The organism is Janthinobacterium violaceinigrum (assembly GCF_009208555.1).
In the GTDB taxonomy this organism is placed as follows: Bacteria; Pseudomonadota; Gammaproteobacteria; order Burkholderiales; family Burkholderiaceae_D; genus Janthinobacterium; species Janthinobacterium violaceinigrum.
On the sequence record NZ_WFLI01000006.1, the window covers coordinates 60335 to 83844 of the forward strand.

The 23510-nt window shown below is 65.2% G+C and carries 24 protein-coding genes; 16 read left to right on the forward strand and 8 right to left on the reverse strand.

What is annotated here, in order from left to right:
- The first annotated feature begins 11 nt into the window (after positions 1 to 11).
- The 15 genes from GCN75_RS07065 (at position 12) to GCN75_RS07135 (ending at position 15662) form a co-directional block, all read left to right on the forward strand.
- Positions 12 to 1505: a S41 family peptidase gene (locus tag GCN75_RS07065; RefSeq protein WP_152281973.1), complete on the forward strand. Its 1494-nt coding sequence runs from the start codon at positions 12 to 14 to the stop codon at positions 1503 to 1505.
- A gap of 8 nt (positions 1506 to 1513) precedes the next feature.
- Positions 1514 to 2275 (forward strand): HesA/MoeB/ThiF family protein, encoded by a 762-nt coding sequence (locus GCN75_RS07070; RefSeq protein WP_152281974.1) that lies wholly within the window; start codon positions 1514 to 1516, stop codon positions 2273 to 2275.
- Between the two features lie 93 nt (positions 2276 to 2368).
- On the forward strand, positions 2369 to 2821 hold the full coding sequence (gene gspG, locus GCN75_RS07075) for a type II secretion system major pseudopilin GspG (RefSeq protein WP_152281975.1): 453 nt from the start codon (positions 2369 to 2371) through the stop codon (positions 2819 to 2821).
- Positions 2822 to 2833: 12 nt separating this feature from the next.
- Positions 2834 to 3319, forward strand: a complete 486-nt coding sequence (gene gspH, locus GCN75_RS07080) for a type II secretion system minor pseudopilin GspH (protein WP_152281976.1) — start codon at positions 2834 to 2836, stop codon at positions 3317 to 3319.
- Positions 3316 to 3699, forward strand: a complete 384-nt coding sequence (gspI, locus tag GCN75_RS07085; protein ID WP_405002789.1) for a type II secretion system minor pseudopilin GspI — start codon at positions 3316 to 3318, stop codon at positions 3697 to 3699. The genes gspH and gspI overlap by 4 nt, the downstream gene beginning before the upstream one ends.
- Positions 3699 to 4322, forward strand: coding sequence for a prepilin-type N-terminal cleavage/methylation domain-containing protein (locus GCN75_RS07090; RefSeq protein ID WP_152281978.1), 624 nt, complete (start codon positions 3699 to 3701; stop codon positions 4320 to 4322). The genes gspI and GCN75_RS07090 overlap by 1 nt, the downstream gene beginning before the upstream one ends.
- The gene (gene gspK / locus GCN75_RS07095) at positions 4319 to 5296 is read left to right on the forward strand and encodes a type II secretion system minor pseudopilin GspK (protein ID WP_152281979.1); all 978 of its coding nucleotides are present in this window, start codon (positions 4319 to 4321) and stop codon (positions 5294 to 5296) included. The genes GCN75_RS07090 and gspK overlap by 4 nt, the downstream gene beginning before the upstream one ends.
- Before the next feature lie 19 nt (positions 5297 to 5315).
- Entirely contained in the window at positions 5316 to 6545 is a 1230-nt protein-coding gene (gene gspL / locus GCN75_RS07100) for a type II secretion system protein GspL (RefSeq protein ID WP_226941179.1), read from the forward strand.
- Positions 6542 to 7075, forward strand: a complete 534-nt coding sequence (gene gspM, locus GCN75_RS07105; protein ID WP_152281980.1) for a type II secretion system protein GspM — start codon at positions 6542 to 6544, stop codon at positions 7073 to 7075. The genes gspL and gspM overlap by 4 nt, the downstream gene beginning before the upstream one ends.
- On the forward strand, positions 7072 to 7848 hold the full coding sequence (locus tag GCN75_RS07110; RefSeq protein ID WP_152281981.1) for a type II secretion system protein N: 777 nt from the start codon (positions 7072 to 7074) through the stop codon (positions 7846 to 7848). The genes gspM and GCN75_RS07110 overlap by 4 nt, the downstream gene beginning before the upstream one ends.
- Positions 7845 to 10088, forward strand: a complete 2244-nt coding sequence (gene gspD, locus GCN75_RS07115) for a type II secretion system secretin GspD (protein WP_152281982.1) — start codon at positions 7845 to 7847, stop codon at positions 10086 to 10088. Before GCN75_RS07110 ends, gspD begins: the two co-directional genes overlap by 4 nt.
- A gap of 10 nt (positions 10089 to 10098) precedes the next feature.
- Positions 10099 to 11520 (forward strand): type II secretion system ATPase GspE, encoded by a 1422-nt coding sequence (gene gspE / locus GCN75_RS07120; protein WP_152281983.1) that lies wholly within the window; start codon positions 10099 to 10101, stop codon positions 11518 to 11520.
- 10 nt (positions 11521 to 11530) lie between these two features.
- A complete protein-coding gene (gspF, locus tag GCN75_RS07125; RefSeq protein WP_152281984.1) occupies positions 11531 to 12751 on the forward strand; it encodes a type II secretion system inner membrane protein GspF in 1221 nt (406 codons plus the stop codon).
- A gap of 15 nt (positions 12752 to 12766) precedes the next feature.
- Positions 12767 to 13330 carry a type II secretion system protein N gene (locus GCN75_RS07130; protein ID WP_152281985.1) on the forward strand — a complete coding sequence of 188 codons (564 nt, stop codon included), beginning with the start codon at positions 12767 to 12769 and terminating at the stop codon, positions 13328 to 13330.
- Between the two features lie 70 nt (positions 13331 to 13400).
- Positions 13401 to 15662: a patatin-like phospholipase family protein gene (locus GCN75_RS07135; RefSeq protein WP_152281986.1), complete on the forward strand. Its 2262-nt coding sequence runs from the start codon at positions 13401 to 13403 to the stop codon at positions 15660 to 15662.
- On the opposite strand, the gene GCN75_RS07140 is transcribed toward GCN75_RS07135, so the two are convergent.
- Positions 15635 to 16429 carry a helix-turn-helix domain-containing protein gene (locus GCN75_RS07140; RefSeq protein WP_226941180.1) on the reverse strand — a complete coding sequence of 265 codons (795 nt, stop codon included), beginning with the start codon at positions 16427 to 16429 and terminating at the stop codon, positions 15635 to 15637. The two genes, GCN75_RS07135 and GCN75_RS07140, sit on opposite strands and share 28 nt — an antisense overlap.
- Before the next feature lie 168 nt (positions 16430 to 16597).
- Between GCN75_RS07140 and GCN75_RS07145 the strand changes: the two genes are divergently transcribed.
- The gene (locus GCN75_RS07145) at positions 16598 to 17212 is read left to right on the forward strand and encodes an outer membrane protein (RefSeq protein WP_152281987.1); all 615 of its coding nucleotides are present in this window, start codon (positions 16598 to 16600) and stop codon (positions 17210 to 17212) included.
- A gap of 68 nt (positions 17213 to 17280) precedes the next feature.
- On the opposite strand, the gene GCN75_RS07150 is transcribed toward GCN75_RS07145, so the two are convergent.
- The 7 genes from GCN75_RS07150 to GCN75_RS07180 form a co-directional block, all read right to left on the reverse strand.
- Positions 17281 to 17475 carry a hypothetical protein gene (locus GCN75_RS07150; RefSeq protein WP_034753063.1) on the reverse strand — a complete coding sequence of 65 codons (195 nt, stop codon included), beginning with the start codon at positions 17473 to 17475 and terminating at the stop codon, positions 17281 to 17283.
- A gap of 15 nt (positions 17476 to 17490) precedes the next feature.
- Entirely contained in the window at positions 17491 to 18843 is a 1353-nt protein-coding gene (gene hslU, locus GCN75_RS07155; protein WP_152281988.1) for an ATP-dependent protease ATPase subunit HslU, read from the reverse strand.
- Between the two features lie 93 nt (positions 18844 to 18936).
- A complete protein-coding gene (hslV, locus tag GCN75_RS07160) occupies positions 18937 to 19473 on the reverse strand; it encodes an ATP-dependent protease subunit HslV (protein WP_076565072.1) in 537 nt (178 codons plus the stop codon).
- A 222-nt stretch (positions 19474 to 19695) separates the two neighbouring features.
- Entirely contained in the window at positions 19696 to 20148 is a 453-nt protein-coding gene (gene dksA / locus GCN75_RS07165; RefSeq protein WP_034753066.1) for an RNA polymerase-binding protein DksA, read from the reverse strand.
- A 482-nt stretch (positions 20149 to 20630) separates the two neighbouring features.
- The gene (locus GCN75_RS07170; RefSeq protein WP_152281989.1) at positions 20631 to 21731 is read right to left on the reverse strand and encodes a CobW family GTP-binding protein; all 1101 of its coding nucleotides are present in this window, start codon (positions 21729 to 21731) and stop codon (positions 20631 to 20633) included.
- Between the two features lie 139 nt (positions 21732 to 21870).
- On the reverse strand, positions 21871 to 22818 hold the full coding sequence (locus tag GCN75_RS07175; RefSeq protein ID WP_152281990.1) for a tyrosine recombinase XerC: 948 nt from the start codon (positions 22816 to 22818) through the stop codon (positions 21871 to 21873).
- A gap of 5 nt (positions 22819 to 22823) precedes the next feature.
- Positions 22824 to 23501 carry a DUF484 family protein gene (locus GCN75_RS07180; protein WP_152281991.1) on the reverse strand — a complete coding sequence of 226 codons (678 nt, stop codon included), beginning with the start codon at positions 23499 to 23501 and terminating at the stop codon, positions 22824 to 22826.
- Between the last annotated feature and the right edge of the window lie 9 nt (positions 23502 to 23510).

Genomic DNA, 23510 nt, shown 5'->3' on the forward strand with positions numbered 1-23510 from the left:
GCGAAGAATACATGGGTATCAAAGTCAAAAGTATCGGCCTGATCGGTCTGGGCGTACTGGCCGGCATCGGCATGTCGCTGCAGTTCCCTGCCGTGGCGCAGAAAATCACGAATGCCCCGCTGCCGCTCGACGAGCTGCGCCAGCTGTCCGACGTCTTCGGCCTGATCAAGTCCGATTACGTCGAGAAGGTAGAAGACAAGAAACTTCTGACGGAAGCCATTTCCGGCATGGTCTCGTCCCTGGACCCGCACTCCGTCTACCTGGATAAAAATGCCTTCAAGGAAATGCGCGAAAGCGTGCAGGGCAAGTTTGTCGGCATCGGCATCGAAGTGAGCATGGAAGACGGCTACGTGAAAGTTGTCTCGCCCATCGAGGACAGCCCTGCCGCCAAGGCGGGCATCCTGGCGGGCGACCTGATCACCCGTCTCGACAACATTCCGCTGAAAGGCTTGCAGCTGGAAGAAGTCATCAAGAAGATGCGCGGCCAGCCTGGCACCAAGCTGGTGCTGACGATGTCGCGCAAGGGCGAAAGCAAGCCGCTCGTCTTCCCCATCGTGCGCGAGGAAATCCGCGTGCAAAGCGTGAAGGCCAAGATGGTCGCGCCCGGCTATGCCTGGCTGCGCATCGCCCAGTTCCAGGAACCGACCGTCGAGGACATGGTCAAAAAGATCAACGCCCTGTATGCGCAAGACCCCAAGCTCAAGGGCCTGGTGCTGGACTTGCGCAACGATCCCGGTGGCGTCGTGCCGGGCGCCATCGGCGTGGCGACAGCATTTCTTCCGGGTAATTCCGTGATCGTGTCCACCAAGGGCCAGTTGCCGGAATCGAAACAGGTGTTCTATGGCCGCCGCGAGTTCTATGCGGCGCCGGGCGCCAAGGCGGACCCGCTGGCCAAGCTGCCGGCCGCGCTGAAAACCGTGCCGCTGGTGGTGCTGGTCAATGCCGGTTCCGCATCCGCGTCGGAAATCGTTGCCGGCGCCCTGCAGGATTACCAGCGCGCCACCGTCATCGGCACGCAGACGTTTGGCAAGGGTTCCGTGCAAACCTTGCGCCAGATCACGGCCGACACGGCTGTCAAGCTGACCACGGCCCGCTACTACACGCCGAAAGGCCGGGCCATCCAGGCGCGCGGCATCGTGCCCGACTTGCTGGTCGATGAAACGGCCGAAGGCGATGGCTGGAACAGCCTGCGCATCCGCGAGGCGGACCTGGAAAAACACTTGAGCAGCAACGATGGCAAGCCGGAAGCGGCCAAGCCGACCATGGAAGGCGTGCACGAACAGCTGGAAGAAGAGCAGCGCCTGATTGCCACGGCGAAAAAGCGCAAGCCGCTCGAGTATGGCGCCAAGGACGATTTCCAGCTGCAGCAGGCGCTGAACCACTTCCAGGGCTTGCCGGTGCAGCTGGCCAAGGTGGACCCGAAGACGGACAAGATCGGCGCCAAGCCGGAAATTGCTTCCGACATCAAGGCGGACGACAAGAAAATTCCTGTGCAGAAACCGTAGTCGCCGCCATGAACGACAATCAGCTGCTGCGCTATTCGCGCCATATCCTGCTGGACGAGATCGGCATCGAAGGCCAGCAAGCCTTGCTCGACGCGCATGTGCTGGTGATCGGCGCGGGCGGGCTCGGTTCGCCCGCGGCCATGTATCTGGCCGCCAGCGGTGTCGGCAAGCTGACCCTGGTCGATGACGATACGGTCGACCTGACCAATCTGCAGCGCCAGATCGCCCACACCACGCAGCGCGTGGGCCAGCCGAAAGTGCTGTCGGCGCGTGAAACCTTGACCGGAATCAATCCGGATATTGAAATTGTGGCGCTGCAGGAACGTCTCGGCGGCGCGCGCCTGGCCGAACTGGTCTGCTCCAGCACGGTGGTGCTCGACTGCACCGATAACTTCGCCACGCGCCATGCCGTCAACCGCGCCTGCGTGGCGGCCAAGGTGCCGCTGGTGTCGGGCGCCGTGATCCGCTTCGACGGGCAAGTGAGCGTGTTCGACCCGCGCACGGGCACCCAGCCCTGCTACTCCTGCCTGTTTCCGCAGGAACAGCAGTTCACGGATGAGGCGTGCTCGACCATGGGCGTGTTCGCGCCGCTGGTGGGCGTGGTGGGCGCCATGCAGGCGGCCGAGGCGCTGAAACTGGTGATGGGCACGGGGGAATCCCTGGCCGGGCGCCTGCTGCTGCTCGACGGCTTGCACATGGAATGGAGCAGCATGCGCGTCGCGCGCGACCCGGGCTGCGCCGTTTGCGGCGAAGTGGTCTTGCCGGGCTGACAGGCGCCGCACAAATTTTTCCCCATATGACAGGCTTTGTCATATTTCCGCTTTATACTCTGCATTCATTACTCACCTTCTTCTCTCTTTCTTATGCAAAACGCAGCAAACCATCCGAATCGCCAGCGCCGCGCGCGCGGCTTCACTTTGATCGAAATCATGGTTGTGGTGGTGATCATGGGCATCCTCGCCTCGCTCGTGGTGCCCAAGCTGATCGCCCGCACGGGCGAGTCGAAAGTGGCGGCGGCGAAAGTCGACATCGCCACCGTGATGCAAGCCTTGAAACTGTACCGCCTGGATAACCAGCGCTACCCGACGACGGAACAGGGCTTGCAGGCGCTGATCGAAAAACCGACGACGGGACCGGCCGCGAACGGCTGGAAGGCGGGCGGCTACCTGGAAAAGATGCCGAAGGATCCATGGGGCAACCCATACCAATACCTGTCGCCAGGCGTGAAAGGCGAAGTCGATCTGATTTCGCTGGGTGCCGACGGCCAGCCCGGCGGTAGCGGCGACGATGCCGATATCGGTTCCTGGGAACTGTAAGTTTCCCATTGCATGCCTGCCATGACCACCGGCCGCCAGCTGCGCCAGCGCGGCTTCACGCTGATCGAATTGCTGGTGGTGATGGTCATTATCGGCGTCACCCTGGGCCTGGTCTCGCTGAACGCCATGCCGAACGGCCAGCAGGCGCTGCAAAAGGAAGCCGAGCGCATCGCCCTGCTGCTGCAGCTGGCGCGCGATGAAGCCATCGTGCGCAGCCGGCAGGTGGCTTTCGAGGCGGACGAAAATCAATACCGTTTCCTGGTCCTCAATGAAAAGCTGTGGCAGCCCGTGACGCAGGACGATTTGCTGCGCGAGCGCAGCTTCAACAATACGCCCATGCTGCTCAGCGTGCAGCCGTCGAGCAGCGTGGCCCAGCCCCTGCGCATCATCTTCGGCCGCGAACCCGTCGACAAGCCCTTCGTGCTGACCCTGGCCAGCGGCGAACGCAGCGTGGCCATCCGCGCCGACGGCATCGGCCATTTCACGGTCGAGCAATGATGCGGCCCTCAGCTCACCGCCGCCCGCGCGGTTTTACTCTGCTCGAAGTCCTCGTCGCCCTCGTCATCGTCGGCACGGCGCTGGGCGCCTCCTTGCGCGCCGTGGGCAGCCTGACGCAAAACAGCGACGGCTTGCGCAGCGCCATGATGGCCACCTGGTCGGCGGAAAACCACCTGGTGCGGCTGCGCCTGGCAAAAACCTTCCCGCAGACGGGCAAGCGCACGGTCGACTGCCCGCAGGGCGATTTAAAACTCATCTGCGAAGAGGAAGTGGTGGCCACGCCGAATCCCCGCATCCGGCAAGTGCGCGTCAACGTGTATGACGTGCAATACCCGGCCCGGCGCATCGTGCGCCTGGTCTTGCTTTCCTTTAACGACTGATGGCGCGCCGCACGCTCTCCACCGCCGGTTTCACGCTGATCGAGCTGCTCGTGGCGATCGGCATCCTGGCCATGGTCGCCGTGCTGGGCTGGCGCGGCCTGGACAGCATCATGCGTTCGCGCGAAGTGCTGACCAGCCAGCTGGAGCAGGCACGCGGCATGCAGCTGGCGTTTGCCCAGATGCAAAGCGATTGCGACCACCTGGCTGGCGCCGGCCTAAGCACCAGCCTGCTGAATGGCCGCACCAACTTGTCGGCGGAAAATGACCGCCTGACCCTGGTGCGCCTGGCCGCATCGGAACAGGAAGCGCAGCAGTTGCAAGTGGTCACTTACCGCCTGCGCGGCGGCGTGCTGACGCGGCGCGAGTCGAACGGTACGCGCGACCTGGCCGTGCTCGACACCCTGTGGCAGGCGGCGCGCGACGATACCGATACCTCCAGCGCCGACGTGGCCCTGATGCATGGCGTCGACAGCATGGTCATGCGGGGCTGGAGCAATGGCGCCTGGAACGTGCTGACGGCGGGCGCCGCCATTTCCACGCAAGTGCCGGGCCTGGAAGTGACCCTGCAGATGCCGGGCCAGGACGCGGGCCTGTCCAAAGTCTTTTTATTGGGGCCGGGATGAAGAGTTTTTCCCGCCCAGCACGCCAGCGCGGCGTGGCCGTCATCACGGCCTTGCTGCTGACGGCGCTGGCCATCACCGTCGTCGCCAGCCTGTTCTGGCAGCAGCAGGTGCAGGTGCGCTCGATGGAAAACCAGCGTTTGCGCCTGCAGACGCAATGGGCCATGCGCGGCATGGTCGACTTCGCCCGCTTCTGGCTGCGCCAGGACAATCCTTCGCTGACGGCGCTCGATGGCGTATGGGCCACGCCCATCGAGGAAGCGCGGCTCGACGATTATGTGGACCGCGAGAAGGTCGACACGGAAAAATTCGACGCCACCGTCTCGGGCCGCGCGCTCGATGCGCAGGCGCGTTTCAATATCACCAACCTGGCCACCGCCACGGGCATCGTCAGCCAGCCCTACGTGCAGGCCTACCAGCGCTTGCTGTCCAACTTGCAGCTCGATAGTTCGCTGGCGCAGGCCACGGCCGATGCCGTGCTGCGCGCGCGGCCGAAACCGCGTGCCGCCGACAGCGGCACCGACGGCAAGACGCCCGCCGCCCCCGCCGCCACGGGCGGCAGCAGCGAGCCGGTGGCCTTCACGCAGGTCGAGGACTTGCTGGCCGTGCCAGGCTATACGCCGCAAGCCATCGAGAAGCTGCGCGATTACATCATCGTGCTGCCGAAACCGACGGCGGTGAACGTGAATACGGCGTCGGCCGAGGTGCTGTCGGCCATTACCGACATGTCGGTCTCCGAGGCCAGCGCACTAACCTTGAGCAATCCGCGTAAAAAGTTTGTCGATAGAGCAAATTTCCAGAATAATATCAACGGCAAGTTGCCGATCAATGGCGTGGAGATCGATGTGAAAAGTCAGTACTTCCTCACCGTGATCCGCGTGCGCCTGGACCGCGCCGCGCTCGATGCGCAGGCACTGGTGTGGCGCGAGCCGAATCCTGCGCGCACCACCAGCCTGGTCTGGCTGCGGGAAAATTAACAGCTGAAAGCGAGTCACTTTGACAATACTGTATATCCGTCACCCGGCCAAGGCGTCCACCGACAGCGCGCCTGCCTGCTCCTTCGTGCTGGCCGGCGACGGCGGCGCCCTGTTGCAGCAGGGCAGCGCGCCGCTGGGCAGCCTGGGCCAGTTGATCGCCGGCGCGAAGCAGGTGGTGCTGTTGCTGGCGGCCGCCGACGTGACCCTGCTGCGCCTGAAAACGCCGCCGCTGGCCGGCGCCCGTTTGCGCGCGGCCTTGCCGGGCCTGGTGGAAGAACATATTCTCGGCGACGCCCAGGATTGCCTGCTGGCCGCCGGTGCGCCCGACGCTGCTGGCATGCGCACGGTGGCCGTGGCGCAGCGCGCCTGGGCCGAGGTGTTGGTAAAAGCTTTGCTGGCGCAGGGCGCGCGCAAGGTGGCGCTGCTGCCGTCGCAGCTGTGCCTGCCCCTGCAGCCGGGCAGCGTGACGGCTGCCCTGCAGGCCAGCGGCGACGGTTTGGAACTGGCCTTGCGCCAGGCGCCGCAAGAGGGCCTGGGCCTGGTATTGCCGGCCCAGCCGCAGCAGGCGCTGCTGGCGACGCGCGCGTTTGCCGGCGACGTGCCCCTGACGGTCTACGTGGCGCAGGCGGAGCTGGCGCAATATCAACAGCTCGCGGCCGGCATGGAGGGCGTGACGGTCGAGCCTGACCACTGGGCGCACTGGATTGCCGGCGCCAGGGGCGCGGCGCTGGACCTGGCCCCTGCGCTGGGCACGGCGACAGGCGCGGCCGCCGACTGGCGCCGCTGGCGCTGGCCGCTGCGCCTGGCACTGCTGGCCGTGATCGTCAACCTGGCCGGCATGAATATCGAATGGATGCGTTTGAAGCGCGAGGCCGCCACCGTGCGCACCTCGATGCAGCAAACCTTCAAGGCCGCGTATCCGAACGAAGCGCCCGTGTTTGGCCTGGAAGCGGAGCAGATGCGGCGCAATATCGCCGCTGCCCGCCTGCAGGGCGGGCAAGCCAGCATGGATGACTTCACCAGCATGAGCGCGGCCCTGGGCGAGGCGCTGGGCGGCTTGGCCGGGCGCGGCGTGGTGGCGTCGCTGGAATACCGCGAGCGGGCCCTGATCGTCAGGCTGAAACCGGACATGGTCGACGCCAGCGCCCAGGCGCAGGTGCGCGACGGCCTGGCCGCGCGCAAGCTGGCCCTGAATGAAACGGCGCCGGGCGTGTGGAAGATCACGCCGGCCACGGGAGCAAAAGCATGAGTGCAGCAGTAAACAAGATCCGCGCCGCGCTGACGGGCCAGGAACAGAACCTGCAGGCGTTCTGGACGGAGCGCACGCAGCAGGAACGCAAGCTGCTGGCCATCGGCGGCGTGGTGGCGGGGCTGGCCCTCGTCTATGCCGTGTTTTTCGAGCCGGCCTGGACGGGGCGCATCTCCCTGCAAAAGAGCTTGCCCGAGCTGCGCCAGAACGCGGCCCAGCTGCAGGCGCTGGCGCGCGAAGCGGGTGACCTGGCGCGCCAGGCGCCGGTGCAGGTGGCCCCCATGAGCCGTGAAAGCCTCGACGCCTCGCTGAAAGCGCGCGGCCTGAGCCCGCAATCGCTGTCGCTGACGGGGGAATATGCGCGCGTGCAGCTGAACGGCGTGCCGTTCGCCAGCGTCATGCTGTGGCTGGACGGCTTGCGCCGCGAAGGCCGCGTGGCGGTGCAGGAAGCGAAGATCACGGCGCAGAGCAAGGCGGGGCTGGTCGACGCCAGCCTGACCCTGCACCAGAGCCCGGGCGCGGCGCGATGATGCGCCTGCTTGGCTGGCTGCTGGCCATCGTCGCCAGCGTCTGCATCACCCTGCTGGTATTTTTTCCGGCCGGCTGGGTTGCGGGCATCGTGGAAAAGCAGACGGGCGGACGTTTGACCTTGGGCGACGCGCAAGGTACCCTGTGGCGCGGCTCGGCCTTTATCGGCGGGGCCGCCAGCGCGAACGGCGCCGTGACGCCCCTGCTGCCGGGGCGTTTCAGCTGGCGCATTTCGCCCTCGGTGCTGTGGGGATCGGCGGACGTGGAATTGCAGAACCCGCAGGCGCTGTCGCAGACGGTGAACTTGCGCGGGTCGTGGTCGCACTGGCAAGTCAGCCCGGCGGCCCTGCTGCTGCCGGCCGATGGCCTGGGCGGCCTGGGCGCGCCCTTGAATACCGTGGCGCCGACGGGCAGCATGCGCCTGTCGTGGAGCACCCTGGAGCTGGCCCTGGAGCAGCGGCAGTTTTCCGCCGTCGGCCGCACCACCTTGCAGATGACGGACATGGCGTCGCGCCTGTCGTCCTTGCGTCCGCTGGGCAGCTACGAGCTCGATTTCGATTGGCAGGGGCAGCAGGCGACGTTGACCTTGCGCTCCATCAAGGGACCGCTGCTGCTCGACGGCAGCGGCAGCCTGCAACAGGGGCGCATGCAGTTTTCCGGCCAGGCCCAGGCCGCAGCAGGATATGAAGAGACCTTGGCGAGTTTGTTGAATTTGCTGGGACAGCGCCGTAGCAATAGCGAAAAAAACATCATCGCCTTAGAGTTCAGACAATGAAAAAACCATCCGTGAGCCCCCATACTTTCTCCTTCTCGCTGCGCCGCCTGTCGGCCGCCGCCTTGCTGTGCTGTTCCGTGGCCGGCATGCCGGCATCCGTCTGGGCCGCGCCCGGCGATGAAGCGGCGCTCAATTTCGTCGGCGCCGACATCGAATCGGTGATCAAGGCGGTGGGCCATTACACCAACATCAATTTCGTCATCGACCCCCGCGTCAAGGGCACGATCACCCTCGTGTCGGAAAAATCGATCAGCAAGACGCAGGCTTTCGGACTGCTCGCTTCCGCCTTGCGCCTGCAGGGCTACGCGGTGGTGTCCGGCGACGGCTACGCGAAGGTGGTGCCGGAAGCGGACGCCAAACTGCAATCCGTGCCCACCCAGGTGGGCAATGGCAGCAGCCAGGTGAAGGGCGACCAGATCGCCACCCAGGTGTTTTACCTGAACTACGAATCGTCGGCCAACCTGCTGGCCGTGCTGCGCCCGCTGATCTCGCCGAACAATACGATCAACGCCAACCCGGGCAACAACTCGCTGGTGATCACCGATTACGCGGATAACCTCAAGCGCCTGGCGAAGATCATCGCCGCGCTCGACGTCCCCGCCTCGACGGACCTGGACGTGATTCCCGTGCGCTATGCGATCGCTTCCGACCTGGCCTCGATGGTCAACAAGCTGATGGAGGGCGGGAATGCGGGCGCCGGCGCGACGGGCGACGCGGGCAAGGTGTCCGTGCTGGCCGACCCGCGCACCAATTCGCTGGTGCTGCGCGCCCCGTCGGCGGCGCGCGCCAACCTGGCCAAGTCGCTCATTTCCAAGCTGGACCAGCCCACCACGCAGCTGGGCAACGTGCACGTGGTGTACCTGAAAAATGCGGACGCCACCAAGCTGGCGCAGACCTTGCGCTCGGTCGTGACGTCGGACGGCACGGCTGCTTCGGCGCAGCAGGGCAGCAGCAACCAGAGCACGAACAACCAGATCAGCCAGACCAACAGCGGCATGAACAGCACTGGCCTGGGCGGCAATACGCAAAGCGGCGGCACGGGCGGCGCGTCGCTGAACAACGGGCCGCAGCAGCTGTCGTCGGGCGGCGCGGCCGGTTTCATCCAGGCCGACGCGTCCACCAACACCCTGATCCTGACCTGCAACGAAGCCGTCTACCGCAACCTGCGCGCCGTGATCGACCAGCTCGACGTGCGCCGCGCCCAGGTCTACATCGAGGCGCTGATCGTCGAAGTGACGTCGTCCAAGGCGTCCGAATTCGGCGTGCAGTGGCTGGGCCTGTCGGGCGACAGCTCCAGCAACTACCGCGTGGGCGCGCTGCAGTCGTTCGCCTCGGGCACCACCAACAACATCGGCGCCATCGCCACGGGCGGCGGCAAGGTCTTGCCGACGGGCGGCCTGACGGTCGGCATCTTCAAGCAGATCAACGGCGCGCTGGGCCTGGGCGCCGTGGCGCATGCGCTGGAATCGGACGGCAACGCCAACATCCTGTCGACGCCGAACCTGATCACCCTGGACAATGAACTGGCGACCATCAAGGTGGGCCAGAACGTGCCTATCCTGACGGGCCAGTACACGAGCACGGCCGGTACCAACACGAATCCGTTCCAGACCATCGACCGCAAGGAAGTGGGCCTGACCCTGAAGGTGCGTCCGCAGATTTCCGAAGGCGGCACGATCAAGCTGGGCATCTATCACGAGACGTCGAGCGTGGACAAATCCACGGCGTCGGCAGTCAGCGGCATCACCATCAACAACCGCGTGATCGAAAACAATGTGCTGGCCGACGATGGCCAGATCATCGTCCTGGGCGGCCTGATCGAGGACAGCACGGGCGACAATGCGGAAAAAGTGCGCGGCCTGGGCGATATCCCCCTGATCGGCAACCTGTTCAAGTACCAGACGCGCGAGCGCAAGAAAACCAATCTGATGATCTTCCTGCGCCCCGTCATCGTGCGCAACAAGGAGCAGAGCGGCAGCCTGGCGGCCGACCGCTACGACTACATGCGTTCGGCCGAGACGGCCGCCGTGCCGGCCACGGGCAACCTGATGCTGAAGGACCTGGGCACGCCCGTGCTGCCGGCCCTGCAGGATGGTCAGCCCGTGGGCGGCAGCATGGTGACGCGTCCCGTGCCGCCGGCGCCGACGCCGCCGCCAGGCGCGCCGGCCAATGCGGCCACGCCGCCGCAGCCGCTGCTGCAGCAATACCAGCAGCAGCAATTGCCGCAGCCGCAGAAGTGATGGGACAGTCATGAGCAATCTGCTTCCCTACGCCTACGCGCGCGATTTCGGCCTGCTGGCCCGGCCCGGCGCGCAGGACGGCGCTCCCGTCGAGGTGCTGGTGGCGGCATCGACGGCGCCGGCGGCCATTGCCGAAGTGTCGCGCCGTTTCGGCCAGATCCAGCTGACGGTGCTGCCGCGCGGCGACCTCGATGCGGCGATTGCCGGCGCCTACGCGGGCGGCGGCGGCGACGCGTCGCAGATGGCCGATGAATTCGACGCCGACCTGGACTTGACCAAGCTGCTGCAGGACGTGCCGGCCATCGAGGACTTGCTCGAGTCGTCCGACGATGCGCCCGTGATCCGCATGATCAACGCGCTGCTGACGCAGGCGCTGCGCGAAGGCGCGTCCGATATCCACATCGAACCGTTCGAGCAGACGTCCGTCGTGCGCTTCCGCATCGACGGCAGCCTGCGCGACGTCGTGCGCCCAAGGAAGGCCATCCACGGTTCGCTGATTTCGCGCATCAAGATCATGGCGCAGCTCGACATCGCCGAAAAACGCTTGCCGCAGGACGGCCGCATCACTCTGCGCGTGGGCGGCAAGCCCGTCGACGTGCGCGTCTCGACCCTGCCCACCGGGCATGGCGAACGGGCCGTATTGCGTTTGCTGGACAAGGAAGCAGGCCGCCTCGACCTGCAGCACCTGGGCATGAGCGCGCCCATGCTGCAGCAGTTCGATGGCTTGATCACGCAGCCGCACGGCATCGTGCTCGTCACGGGCCCTACCGGCTCGGGCAAGACCACCACCCTGTATGCGGCGCTGTCGATGCTCAACGCGACGACCACGAACATCCTGACGGTGGAAGACCCGATCGAGTACGACCTGGCAGGCGTGGGCCAGACGCAAGTCAACCCGCGCATCGACATGACCTTTGCCAAGGCGCTGCGGGCGATTCTGCGGCAGGATCCCGATGTGATCATGATCGGCGAGATCCGCGACCTGGAAACGGCGCAGATCGCCGTGCAGGCGTCGTTGACGGGCCATCTGGTGCTGGCGACCCTGCACACGAACGACGCTTCGGCGGCCGTCACGCGCCTGCTGGACATGGGCATCGAGCCCTTCCTGCTGTCGTCGTCGCTGCTGGGCGTGCTGGCGCAGCGCCTGGTGCGCAAATTGTGCGGCTCCTGCAAGACCTTCGATGGCCAGTACTGGCAGGCCGTCGGCTGCGAGCATTGCGGCCAGACGGGCTACCAGGGCCGCGTGGGCGTGTACGAGCTGCTGCGCACGACGGAACAGATCCGCGCGCAGATCCACAACCGCGCCTCGGAAGCGGACGTGCGCGCCGTCGCCCTGCAGGACGGCATGACGGGCATGCGCGAGGACGGCGAACGCTGGCTGCGCGACGGCACCACCACGCAGGCAGAATTGCTGCGCGTGACCAAAGACTAGGCCCGCCACCATGCCCGCATTCCGTTATGAAGCCGTCGACGCGCAAGGCGCCACCCGCAAGGGTGTGCTCAATGCCGACAGTCCCCGTTCCGCGCGCGCCGAGCTGCGCGTGCAGGGCTTGGTGCCGCTGGCTGTCGAGCCGATCGCCGCGCAGGTCGACGCCGCCGGCGTGACCAAGCGGCGCGGCTTCGGCGAGCGCCTGTCCAGCACCGAACTGGCCCTGTTTACGCGCCAGCTGGCCAGCCTGCTGGAAGCGGGCCTGCCGCTGGAGCAGGCGTTTTCCGCGCTGCTGGAGCAGGCCGAGCGGCCCTACCTGCGCGACCTGATCGCCTCGATCCGTTCGGAAGTGATCGGCGGCGCCGCATTTTCCGACGTGCTGGCGCGCCACCCGCGCGATTTCGCGGAAATTTACCGGGCGCTGGTGGCGTCGGGCGAACAGATCGGCCATTTGTCGCGCGTGCTGTCGCGCCTGGCCGACTACATCGAGCGGCGCAATGCGCTGGTACAGAAGGTCAAGCTGGCCTTTACCTATCCGGCCATCGTCACGGTGGTGGCGTTTTCCATCGTGATCTTCCTGCTCACCTACGTGGTGCCGCAGATCGTTTCCGTATTCGCCAATACCAAGCAAAAGCTGCCCATGCTGACCGTGATCATGCTGGCGCTGTCGGACTTCGTGCGCAACTATGGCCTCATCGTGGCCGTGCTCCTGGCCGGCGCCTGGTTTGCCTGGCGCCGCGCGCTGCAGCAGCCGGCCCTGAAGCGGCGCTGGCATACCTGGCTGCTGACGGCGCCCCTGTATGGGAAGTTCGAGCGCAGCCTGAATACGGCCCGCTTTGCCAGCACCCTGGCTATCACCACGGGGTCCGGCGTGCCGATCCTGCGCGCGCTCGACACCAGCCGCGATACATTGACCAACGTGGCGATGCAGGAACTGGTGCAGGAAGCCAGCGGCGCCGTGCGCGAGGGCGTCAGCCTGGCGCGCGCGCTGTCGGCGCAAAAGCATTTTCCGCCCATGCTGATCCACATGATACGCGCCGGCGAAATCACGGGCGAGCTGCCGGCCATGCTGGAACGCGCCGCCAGCGCGCAGGAGCAGGACCTGGAGCGCCGCACGCTCACCATCGCCGGCCTGCTGGAGCCGGCCCTGATCCTGGCGATGGGCGTGGTGGTGCTGCTGATCGTGCTGGCCGTGCTGATGCCGATTATCGAAATCAATCAGCTCGTAAGATAAGAATCCAAGGAAGCCATGAAGCGTTTGCCCCAAATTACAAGTCTGCTCGCCGTCGTGGCGCTGTCGGTGTCGCTGGCCTACTGGGCCATGCAGCTGTTCAAGGCGCCGCAGCGCCCCATCAATCCACCGGCCGTACCGGTGGTGCAGGATGCCAGCGTGGAGGCGGGCGCCTCGCTGTTCGGCGGCCAGGTCAGCGTGGCCACGGCCAGCAACTACCAGCTCAAGGGCGTGGTGGCCGCCAGCAATGGCCGCGGCAGCGTGGCCATCATCTCGACCGATGGCAAGCCGTCCGTGGCCCTGCCGGAAGGCGCCGAGGTGGTGCCCGGCGTGACGGTGCAGGAAGTGCATGCGCGCCACGTGCTGCTGCGCGATGGCGGCGTGAGCAAGCGCATCGACCTGGTGGCCGACGACAAGGCGCTGGCCTTGCCGGCGCAAGTGTCCGCCACGCCGGCTCCTGTGCCGGCCCCTGCGCCGGCCACGAACCTGGTGCCGCCGCCGCTGCCGATGGAGCAGCAGCGTCCGGCCACCATGATGCCGGCGCCGCAAGTGACCAGCAGCCTGCCGCCGCCGTCGAATTGAGCTGATTTTCGGAGTTACCCCATTACCATCATGCTGATGGCGCCGTGCCGCCATCGCGACAGGAGTCCTCATGTTTTCGATCCGTGCCGTCCTGGCAGCAGGCTGCGTGGCGGCGCTGTGCGCGTTGCCGCAAGCTGGCGCCGCCGCTGACGTCCCCGCTGTCTCCGTTCCTTCCGCTCCCGCCCTGGCCGTTCCCGCACCCGTGCCGCAGCGCCCGCGCATCGCCCTGGTGCTGTCGGGCGGCGGCGCGCGCGGCCTGGCGCACATCGGCGTGCTGAAAGTGCTCAAGGAGCTGCACGTGCCGATCGACATGGTGGTGGGCACCAGCATGGGCGGCGTGGTGGGCGGCGCGTATGCGGCCGGCGCTTCCGTGGCGGACCTGGAAAACATGGCGCGCGAGACCAACTGGGCGCGCGTGGTGGCGGACCGGCCGCCGCGCGACGAGCTGGCGTTTCGCCGCCGCGAGGAAGACTTGCTGCTTCCGTCGCGCATCGAGTTCGGCACCAGCCGCAACGGCATTTCCACGCCGCCCGCCGCGGCCAGCAATGCGGCGCTGGAAATGGCGCTGAACCGGCTGCTGCCGGCCGGCATGCGCGACCGTCCCGCCAGCCAGCTGCCGCTGCCTTTCCGCTCGGTGGCCTCCGACCTCGTCAACGGCGAGCTGGTGGAGCTGGTCGACACGCCGCTGTTCCTGTCGATGCGCGCGTCGCTGGCCGTGCCGGGCGTGTTTGCCCCCGTGCGTGTCAACAACCGGCTGGTGGTCGATGGGGGCCTGGTGCGCAACCTGCCCGTCGACATGGCGCGCGCCATGGGTGCCGACATCATCATCGCCGTCAACGTGGGCACGCCGCTGGCGCCGGAAAAAGAGCTGGGCAGCGCCATCGGCGTGGCGCAGCAGATGCTGCAGATCCTGACGGAGCAGAACGTGCAGCGCTCGCTCAAGGAATTGCGCCCGCAGGATATCCTGGTGGCGCCGGACCTGACCGGCGTCAGTTTCCTCGACTTTGAAAACTATGCGCGCGCCATGCGCGCCGGCGAACAGGCGGCGCAGGCGCTGGCCGCCCGCCTGGCGCCGCTGTCCCTGCCGCCGGAACAGTATGCGGCGCGCGAGCAGCTGCGCCTGGCGGCGCCCGCCCTGCTGGATGTGGCACTGCCTCTCGCGCGCCTGACCGTGGAGAGCGAAGGCGCGATCAATCCGCGCATCCTGCAGGCGCAATCGGGCCTGGTGGAAGGACAGAGCGTCAGCCAGGACGATGTACTCAAGGCGGCGGCCAGGCTGTATGGCCGGGGCGACGTGGCGCGCGTGGAGACGGACGTGGTCGACGCCGGCGACCAGCGCGCCGTGACCATCAAGGCGGTCGAAGCGCCGTGGGCCAGCAGCCGCCTGCGCGTGGGCCTGGAAATGGCCAGCGATTTCAGGGACAGCAATACCTTTGCCCTGAAGCTGCTGCATGTGCGCTCGAACCTGAACAGCTGGGGCGGTGAATTGCGCAGCATGGCGCAGATCGGCACCACGCGCAATTTCGGCGTGCAGTACTGGCAGCCGCTGGGCGCCGGCAACCCGTGGTATATCGCACCGTCGATCCAGTACAGCTCGCAGGCGGTCGACCTGTTCGACAAGGGACGGCGCAGCGCGCGTGTCGCCTACAGCGGCCAGGGCGCCAGCCTGGTGCTGGGACGCCAGTTCGGCTTCTGGGGCGATCTGCAGTTCGGCGTCTCGCGCAGCGAAGTCAAGGCCGGTGTCAGTATCCCTGCCGATCCGGCCTACCCCGAGGAGCGGGCGCTGGGCACCAACCAGTTCGTCCAGTTCCGCGTCGACACGCTCGATTCGCCCGGCTTCCCCACGCGCGGCGTGCTGTTCGACGCTACCTGGACGCGCGCCTCGACCACCGGTACGGGCGAGTCGGGGCTGGGGCGTTCCGCCATCACGGGCCTGAAGGCCTTCGGCAGCGGCAACTGGGCCGGCCATGTGTATGGCGAATGGGCGCGCGCGCAGCGGGGCGAGGCGCCGCTCAGCCTGGGCGGCTTCCTGCGCCTGTCCGGCACGCAGTTCGAGTCGGTGACGGGGCGCAGCGTGGCCCTGGCGCGCTTCGTGATGGCGCGCCGCATCGGCTCCCTGCCAAGTACCCTCGGCGGCGCCGTGCGGGCCGGCTTTTCGCTGGAGATGGGTGGCGGCTTCGATCAGAGCGAGCACTGGAAATCCACCAAATTCACGCAGGCCAGCAGCGCCTTCATTTCCGTCGATACGCGCTTCGGTCCCGTGTACGTGGCATCGGGCGCCTCGAAGGGCGGCGAGAGCACGCTTTATCTGTTCCTGGGACCGGTCTGGTAAGCGGCGCCCGGCGTGGCGGGCGAGGCGGCCGCCGTGCTGCGGCGCAGGGCCGTGAAGGCGGCAAATTCCCATGAGCGAAAGCCCAGCAGCAGGGTAAAGCCATCGCGCTCGGCGGGCGCCAGGCGGCGGTCGTTCTGGTGCAGGCGCGCCAGTTCCTCGGCCAGCTGGCGGATTTTCTGCACCAGCTCCTGCGCGCTCGACAGCGACAGGCGCGCCGGGATGCACATCAGGGTTTCGCCGGCGCCGTCGAAATGCCCGCTGAAATAATCAGCCACCACGTGTTCGCGGAAGTACTGCTGCACGGGACCGTCGGCCAGCCAGTGGAAGGCGTTCGAGACGCGCAGGCTGTAGCGGTTCAGCGGCTTGAGCTCGATCAAGCCCAGCCGGTCCAGCTCGGCCAGGCAGCCGATGCATTCGGCCTGCGTCAGCGCATACGTTTCCACCACCTGCTCCAGGCTCCAGTGGCCCAGGCAGCAGATCGCCACCAGCAGCAGGCGCGGATGCGCGACCAGCGACTTTTCCTGCACCAGGGTGAGCGTGTCGGCATGCGGCGTGATGTCGGCCGCGCCGCGCAGCACGTCTTCCATGGCGATGCCCGAGGCCTTGCAGATCAGGGCCAGGCGCGACAGCGACATGTCGTGCTGGCCAAACATGCGCTTGACGCTCGATTCGCTCATGGCGATGCGCTCGGCCAATACCTTGTACGTGATGCCGGCGGCGCGCAGTTGCGTGCGCAGCACGCGTAAAACCAGTTCGGGTGAACTCACGAGATATCCTTTTTTACAAGTTTGGTAGCGGGTGACGGTACCGAATGTAGCCCTTAATGACACTTTGCACAAGGTGATAGTACTTTACGGCAAAAGAGATGACACTCTCGCTTGTGGCTCGCGCAGCGCGCTACAACCAGGCAACTCATCCACTTGTAGAGGTTATTCATGTCCTTCAAATTACGTTTCCCCGCAGCGCTGCTGGCGCTGGCCGCCATCGCTCCCTTGCATGCTTCGGCTGCCGATCCTACGCCGGGCCCCATCTACATGGGCGCCAGCTACGGCTTTCGCGCCAGTACCGGCCTCGACTGCGTGCCGGGACAAAGCGACTGCGACAAAAGCAGCAAGCGCAACGGCAAGGCCTACGTGGGTTACAGTTTCGACGCGCTGCCGTTTCAGGGCGGCGTGGCCCTGCCTTCGATTGAGCTGGTGGGGTATATGGGGGGCGAAGTGAAGTCCGGCTTCGACACGGGCGCCGGCAAGACGGCCGGGCGCGGCAAGTTCACGGGCCTCGGCATGCAGGGCGTGCTTGGCTACCAGTTTGACGCGTTTACCCTGAGCGGCCGCGCCGGTGCGGCTTACACGCAGGGCAAGGTCGATTATCTGGGCGGCGGTTCGGACAAGAAGAGCAAGATCGGCCTGACCTACGGCATCGGCGCGGCGTATGCGCTGAACCAGAACTGGTCGCTGCACCTCGACTGGGATCGCGTGCCCGTCAAGTACAGCAACAAGCAAACGACCAAGGTCGACATGTTTTCGCTGGGCGCGTCCTACCGTTTCTAAGGGGATGCTGCTGCGGCAGAGAGTGGCCTGATGGCGGACGCCCCGGAAACGGGGTGTCCGCGGGCGGCCTATTTATCTGTTTCTACTTTCAACAGCAATTTCGCCAGCAGCCGTTTTTCCTGCTGGCGCTGGCCTGACACGGTCTTCACATGCGCCCCGGCGGCGCGCTGCAGGGCGGCAGTGGCGACGGGGTTGCGCGGTTTTTGCGAGGGTTCGACGCGGAACTGCATTTTCTGCCGCGTCGCCAATGCCTTGTTTGCCATCGGTCCCCTCCCTGATTACAGCACGTAGCGCGACAGGTCTTCGTTGACCGACAGCGCTTCCAGGCGTTCGTTGACGTAGGCCGCATCGATCACCAGCACGTTTTCCGTGCTGCTGCTGCCTTCGCTGGCCGTAAACGACACTTCTTCCAGCAGTTTTTCCATCACCGTATGCAGGCGGCGCGCGCCGATGTTTTCCGTGCGCTCGTTTACCGAGTAGGCGATTTCCGCCAGGCGCGTGATGCCTTCCGGCGCAAATTGCAATTTGAGGTTTTCCGTCGCCAGCAAGGCTTCGTACTGCATCGTCAGGCAAGCGTCGGTGCTCGTCAGGATGCGCTCGAAGTCCGAAATCGACAGCGATTCCAGTTCCACGCGGATGGGGAAGCGCCCCTGCAGTTCCGGGATCAGGTCCGACGGTTTCGACAGGTGGAAGGCGCCCGAGGCGATGAACAGGATGTGGTCCGTGCGGATCATGCCGTACTTGGTGTTGACGGTCGTGCCCTCGACCAGCGGCAGCAGATCGCGCTGCACGCCGGCGCGCGAGACGTCGGCGCCGCCCGATTCCGAGCGCGAGGCGATCTTGTCGATTTCATCGAGGAAGACGATGCCGTTCTGCTCGACGTTCTGGATGGCCTTCTGTTTCAGCTCATCCTCGTTGACCAGCTTGGCCGCTTCTTCCTCGACCAGCAGTTTCAAGGCTTCGCGGATCTTGACCTTGCGCGCCTTCTTGCGCTGTCCGCCCACGCCCGAGAACATGGACTTGATCTGCTCCGTCATTTCTTCCATGCCCGGCGGCGCCATGATTTCCATCTGCGGGCCCGCTTCGGCCAGCTCGATCTCGATTTCCTTGTCATCGAGCTCGCCCTGGCGCAGGCGCTTGCGGAAGGTCTGGCGCGTGCTGTCGCCGCTGCCGCTGTCCACGGCCGCTGCCGTATTCGGCGTGAAGCCGAAGTCGCGTGCCGGCGGCACGAGGATGTCGATGATGCGGTCTTCCGCCGCGTCTTCGGCGCGGGCGCGCACTTTCTTCATTTCCAGCGCACGCGTCTGCTTGATGCCGATGTCGATCAGGTCGCGGATGATGGTGTCGACGTCGCGCCCCACATAGCCCACTTCCGTGAACTTGGTCGCTTCGATCTTGATGAACGGCGCCTCGGCCAGCTTGGCCAGACGGCGCGCGATTTCCGTCTTGCCGACGCCCGTGGGGCCGATCATGAGGATGTTCTTGGGCGTGATTTCATGGCGCAGGGGCTCGGCCACCTGCTGGCGGCGCCAGCGGTTGCGCAGGGCGATGGCGACGGCGCGCTTGGCCTTGGCCTGGCCCACCACGTGCTTGTCGAGTTCGGTGACGATTTCCGATGGGGTCATGTTCATGATCATAGTTGGCTTTCTATCTTTCTTTTGCGTAGAGTGCCCGAAAAACGCCCAGGCCAGGCAACGCAGCCATGGGCGTTTTCTCGGGGACTCTTAGTCCAGGGTCTCGATGATGTGGGACATATTCGTGTAGATGCAGAGTTCCGCGGCAATGGTCAGCGATTTCCTGACCACTTCGGCCGGTGACAAGTCCGTGTTTTCCTGCAGCGCCTTGGCGGCCGACTGGGCATAGGTGCCGCCCGAGCCGATGGCGCCGATGCCGTCTTCCGGCTCCAGCACGTCGCCATTGCCCGTGATGACCAGGGTCGACTCGCTGTCGGCCACCAGCAGCATCGCTTCCAGGCGGCGCAGCACGCGGTCCGTGCGCCAGTCCTTGGCCAGTTCGACGGAGGCGCGCAGCAGGTTGCCCTGGTGCTTTTCCAGCTTGCCTTCAAAACGGTCGAGCAGGGTGAAGGCGTCGGCGGTGCCGCCGGCAAAGCCGACCAGGACCTTGCCCTGGTACAACTTGCGCACCTTGCGGGCCGTGCCCTTCATGACAATGTTGCCCAACGTTACCTGGCCGTCGCCGCCCAGCGCGACTTGCTTGCCGCGCCGGACGCAGAGGATGGTGGTGCCGTGAAATTGTTCCATAGTGACCTCAAAAGATTCGTGCCGATGCGTGCAGCGTCATGCGCCTGCGCGCCCATGGTTCAAAAATGGGGATGGAAAAGGCAATTGCAAGCGGCACTTGCCGCTGCCGTGCCTGCTTCAGTGTAGTCGGCGCGGGACGAAAAAAAAGCACGCAACGCAGGTTGTGTGCTTTTTTGACTCGCCAGCGCGGGGCCGCCGGGGCGGCTCGCGAGGGAAGGGCGATCAGTCGCCGTACAGTTTTTGCTTCAGTTCGCGCCGTTGCTGGGCTTCCAGCGACAGGGTGGCGGTCGGACGGGCGATCAGGCGGGGGATGCCGATAGGCTCGCCCGTTTCTTCGCACCAGCCGTAGTCGCCGGCGTCGATGCTGGCGATCGATTGCTGCACTTTCTTCAGCAATTTGCGTTCGCGGTCGCGCGTGCGCAGTTCCAGCGCATGCTCTTCCTCGATGGTGGCGCGGTCGGCAGGGTCCGGAACCAGCACGGTTTCACGCAAGTGTTCCGTGGTTTCGCCGGCGTTTTTCAGCAAGTCTTTTTCGAGCTGCTGCAGGCGTGCCTTGAAGAATGCCAGTTGTGCCGGATTCATGTAGTCATCTTCGCTCATGGCGCGAATTTGGTCTTCGCTGATGAGAGGGATGTCTTGGTTGGCGGCCGGGGTCGATTTATTAGTTTTGGTCATAACTTCGCTTACCTTCGATACGACAGAGTTTTCAAATTGATCAGTTGATGCGGCGATGCCGAGCAACTGTACAGGTTCCGCTGGGCATTGCTGTCCGGATGTACTGCTTGCGACCTTGGCTTGCCGGCGGCGGCCAGGACTACCGGCCGGCTATATTTGCCATGTTGATAACTTTTTACCGCTCTATGCCAGTCGCGCTATGCGCGCGTCAACGGGCGTGTTGGGTGGATCGGTTGCATGCCTGGCATGCGGCCAGCGGCAGTTTGCCAGCATTTCATGACAGGCGAACGACATGGGCCGTTTTCGTCGCTGATTTTGGCACGCTTTGCTTTATATTGCCATCCCGATTTGTTGACTTGCCGATCAGAGACGGCCACCTGTTGGTTTATACCAGCAAGATGCGTGTCAGACAGCGGGAAAGCGTGCTTAACTTTCCCTTTTGTTTCTGCTTTGCAACGGATACTTTGCAAAACCCGGCTAGTTTATACCAAACATTGTTCGAGTCCGCGAATAAAAATGTCTTTTGGTAGATTTTTGCCAATAAACACCATTTTGCTGCCACGCACTTCATTCTCGCCCCATTTGGCGCCCAGGTCGCTGCCCATCAGCTGGTGCACGCCCTGGAAGACCACCTTGCGTTCCGCACCCTGCATCAGCAGCACGCCCTTGTAGCGCAGCATGCGCGGGCCGTATACCTGCACCAGGCCGCCGAGGAACTCGTCGAGTTTGGCGCTGTCAAACGGTTGCGTGCTCTTGAATACAAAGGCGGCGATATCGTCGCTGTGCTGCGCGTGGTGGTGGTCGGCATGGCCGCAATCGGTGGCGCAGGCATCGCTGTGCTCGTGATGATGTGCGTTCTCGCCGGCATGCGCATGCTCATGGGCGTGTTCGTGCGCATGGTCATGATCGTGGACGTGGGCCGTTTCCGTGGCCAGGAAATCCGGGTCCAGTTCCAGCTTTTCGTTCAGGTTGAAGCCGCGGATGTCGAGCACTTCGGCCAGCGGCGCGCGGCCGAAATCGACCTTGGCGATGGGTGCGCGCGGGTTGATGCGCTTCAGGCGGCGCGTCAGCGCGGCCACGTCGTCTTCACTGACGAGGTCGGTTTTCGACAGCAGCAGCTTGTCGGCAAAGCCCACTTGCCGCTGGGCTTCTTCGTATTCATCGAGTTGCTTCATTGCATGGCGTGCATCGACCACCGTGAGGATGGCGTCGAGCATGTAGTGGCTGCCCACTTCTTCGTCGACAAAGAAGGTTTGCGCCACGGGACCGGGATTGGCCAGGCCCGTCGTTTCGATGACGACGCGGTCGAACGCCAGCAAGCCGGCGTCGCGCTTGCGCGCCAGTTCCGTCAAGCCCACGATCAGGTCGCCGCGCACGGTGCAGCAGATGCAGCCGTTGTTCATCTCGATGATGTGCTCATTGCTATCCTGCACCAGGATTTCATTGTCGATGTTTTCCTGGCCAAACTCGTTCTCGATCACGGCGATGCGCATGCCGTGGTCTTCCTGCAGTATGCGGTTGAGCAAGGTGGTTTTGCCTGCGCCCAGGAAGCCGGTGAGGATGGTGGTGGGAATCAGTGCCATGAAGGATGCCTATGCTGTAATCGGTGGTGCCCCCGCGCAAGCGGACGAATGCCGACGATTATGCCGGAATTTTGCAAAAGCTTGCAAATGGGCGCCGAGTCGCTTGATATGGATCAGGTCGGCAAGGGGCCAGGGGCGCTTACTTGAGCTTGGCGCGCGGGTGCGCCTGGTCATACACGTGCGCCAGATGCTGGAAGTCGAGGGCCGTGTAGACCTGGGTCGAGGTGATGCTGGAATGGCCGAGCATTTCCTGCACGGCGCGCAAGTCCCCCGACGATTGCAGCACGTGCGACGCGAACGAGTGGCGCAGCACGTGCGGGTGCACATTTGCGGGAATCTCCGTGGCCAGCGCATGCGCCTTCAGGCGCAGCTGCAGTACGCGGGGCGAGATGCGCGTGCCGCGCGTGCTGAGGAACAGGGCGGCGCTGCCATCGGCTGCCGGCGGGCGCACGGCCAGCCAGGCGGTCAAGGCCACGAGGGCCGCCTTGCCGACGGGCACCTTGCGCATCTTGCTGCCCTTGCCCGTGACGATGACTTCGAAGCTGGCCAGGTCCAGCCAGCCCAGCGAAGCGTCCTGGCCGTTCTCGGCCTTGCAGTAATGGGTGTCCAGGCTGGTCAGTTCGGAGACGCGCAAGCCGCTCGAATACAGCAGCTCGAACATGGCGCGGTTGCACAGTTGTTCCGGTGCGGCGGCGCCTTGCTGGTGTTGCGCGGGCGCCACGAGGCGCACGGCATCGTCCACGGACAGGGCCTTGGGCAGGGTCTTGGCCCGCTTGGGCGCGCGGATGCCGTCGACGGGGTTGGCGTCGAGCTGGGTCTCGCCGCTGAGCCAGTTGAAAAAGCCCCGCCAGGACGACAGCTTGCGGGCGATCGAGCGCGGGTCGAGGCCGCCGGCATGCAGCTTGGCCGTGTAGCGGCGCACTTCATTGTGCGCCAGGGCCGTCCAGGGCGTGTCGCCGCTCAGTTCCAGCAAGGTGCGCAAGTCGCGCCCGTAGGCGTCCAGCGTGTGCGGCGACAGCTTGCGCTGCGTGGCCAGCTGCGCCAGGTAGGCGTCGAGCCATTCAGCCTTGCTGCGCGCGTCGCCCATGCTTGTTAAGCGGGCGCGCCGGCGCGCAGCGCAGCCAGGGCGGCGCTGGCCGTGGCGCCGATATGCACGAGGAAGTCGGTGCCCATGCTGGACGTGAAACGTTCGCTGTCGGGCGAGCCGAGCACCAGCAAGCCGAAGGTGCCCGTGGTGCCGGGCGCGCGCAGGGCGATCATGACGGTCGATTCGACTTTATCGGCCTGCAGCCAGTGCACGGCTTCGAAATCGCGGTTGCTGCCGCAGTACGGCGCTTGCAGGCTGTTGGCGAACATGCGCACGTCGGCCGTGACATCGTCCGTGAACCAGCCGTTCGCGTGTTCCGGCAGCACTTGCCACAGGCGCAGGCTGACGTAGGGCACGTCGAAATTGCTTTGCAAGGCATCGACCAGCACGCGCGGCATGTCGGCATCGTTGCGTACTTGCAGCATGGCCTGGTTCCAGCCGTGGAACTTGCTGGCGATGTCGCCATTTTCCTCGGCCAGGCGGCTCAGCTTGGACATGCGCAGTTCCAGCGCCTTGTACTTGTCGCGCATCACTTCCATCTGCCGTTCCTGCAGCGAGATGGTGCGTCCCGTCAGCGGGCTGCTCAGCTTGACCTCGCCGAGCAGCGCGGTATGCTCTTCGAAGAAAGTCGGATGCTCGCTCAGGTACTGGGCGACGGTGCTGGAATCGAGTGTGGCGGTCATTGAGAATAT

Coding starts and splice junctions, on each gene's coding strand:
- GCN75_RS07065 (WP_152281973.1), top strand. CDS start 12: ATGGGTATCAAAGTCAAAAGTATCGGCCTGATCGGTCTGGGCGTACTG.
- GCN75_RS07070 (WP_152281974.1), top strand. CDS start 1,514: ATGAACGACAATCAGCTGCTGCGCTATTCGCGCCATATCCTGCTGGAC.
- gspG (WP_152281975.1), top strand. CDS start 2,369: ATGCAAAACGCAGCAAACCATCCGAATCGCCAGCGCCGCGCGCGCGGC.
- gspH (WP_152281976.1), top strand. CDS start 2,834: ATGCCTGCCATGACCACCGGCCGCCAGCTGCGCCAGCGCGGCTTCACG.
- gspI (WP_405002789.1), top strand. CDS start 3,316: ATGATGCGGCCCTCAGCTCACCGCCGCCCGCGCGGTTTTACTCTGCTC.
- GCN75_RS07090 (WP_152281978.1), top strand. CDS start 3,699: ATGGCGCGCCGCACGCTCTCCACCGCCGGTTTCACGCTGATCGAGCTG.
- gspK (WP_152281979.1), top strand. CDS start 4,319: ATGAAGAGTTTTTCCCGCCCAGCACGCCAGCGCGGCGTGGCCGTCATC.
- gspM (WP_152281980.1), top strand. CDS start 6,542: ATGAGTGCAGCAGTAAACAAGATCCGCGCCGCGCTGACGGGCCAGGAA.
- GCN75_RS07110 (WP_152281981.1), top strand. CDS start 7,072: ATGATGCGCCTGCTTGGCTGGCTGCTGGCCATCGTCGCCAGCGTCTGC.
- gspD (WP_152281982.1), top strand. CDS start 7,845: ATGAAAAAACCATCCGTGAGCCCCCATACTTTCTCCTTCTCGCTGCGC.
- gspE (WP_152281983.1), top strand. CDS start 10,099: ATGAGCAATCTGCTTCCCTACGCCTACGCGCGCGATTTCGGCCTGCTG.
- gspF (WP_152281984.1), top strand. CDS start 11,531: ATGCCCGCATTCCGTTATGAAGCCGTCGACGCGCAAGGCGCCACCCGC.
- GCN75_RS07130 (WP_152281985.1), top strand. CDS start 12,767: ATGAAGCGTTTGCCCCAAATTACAAGTCTGCTCGCCGTCGTGGCGCTG.
- GCN75_RS07135 (WP_152281986.1), top strand. CDS start 13,401: ATGTTTTCGATCCGTGCCGTCCTGGCAGCAGGCTGCGTGGCGGCGCTG.
- GCN75_RS07145 (WP_152281987.1), top strand. CDS start 16,598: ATGTCCTTCAAATTACGTTTCCCCGCAGCGCTGCTGGCGCTGGCCGCC.
- GCN75_RS07150 (WP_034753063.1), bottom strand. CDS start 17,475: ATGGCAAACAAGGCATTGGCGACGCGGCAGAAAATGCAGTTCCGCGTC.
- hslU (WP_152281988.1), bottom strand. CDS start 18,843: ATGAACATGACCCCATCGGAAATCGTCACCGAACTCGACAAGCACGTG.
- hslV (WP_076565072.1), bottom strand. CDS start 19,473: ATGGAACAATTTCACGGCACCACCATCCTCTGCGTCCGGCGCGGCAAG.
- dksA (WP_034753066.1), bottom strand. CDS start 20,148: ATGACCAAAACTAATAAATCGACCCCGGCCGCCAACCAAGACATCCCT.
- GCN75_RS07170 (WP_152281989.1), bottom strand. CDS start 21,731: ATGGCACTGATTCCCACCACCATCCTCACCGGCTTCCTGGGCGCAGGC.
- GCN75_RS07175 (WP_152281990.1), bottom strand. CDS start 22,818: ATGGGCGACGCGCGCAGCAAGGCTGAATGGCTCGACGCCTACCTGGCG.
- GCN75_RS07180 (WP_152281991.1), bottom strand. CDS start 23,501: ATGACCGCCACACTCGATTCCAGCACCGTCGCCCAGTACCTGAGCGAG.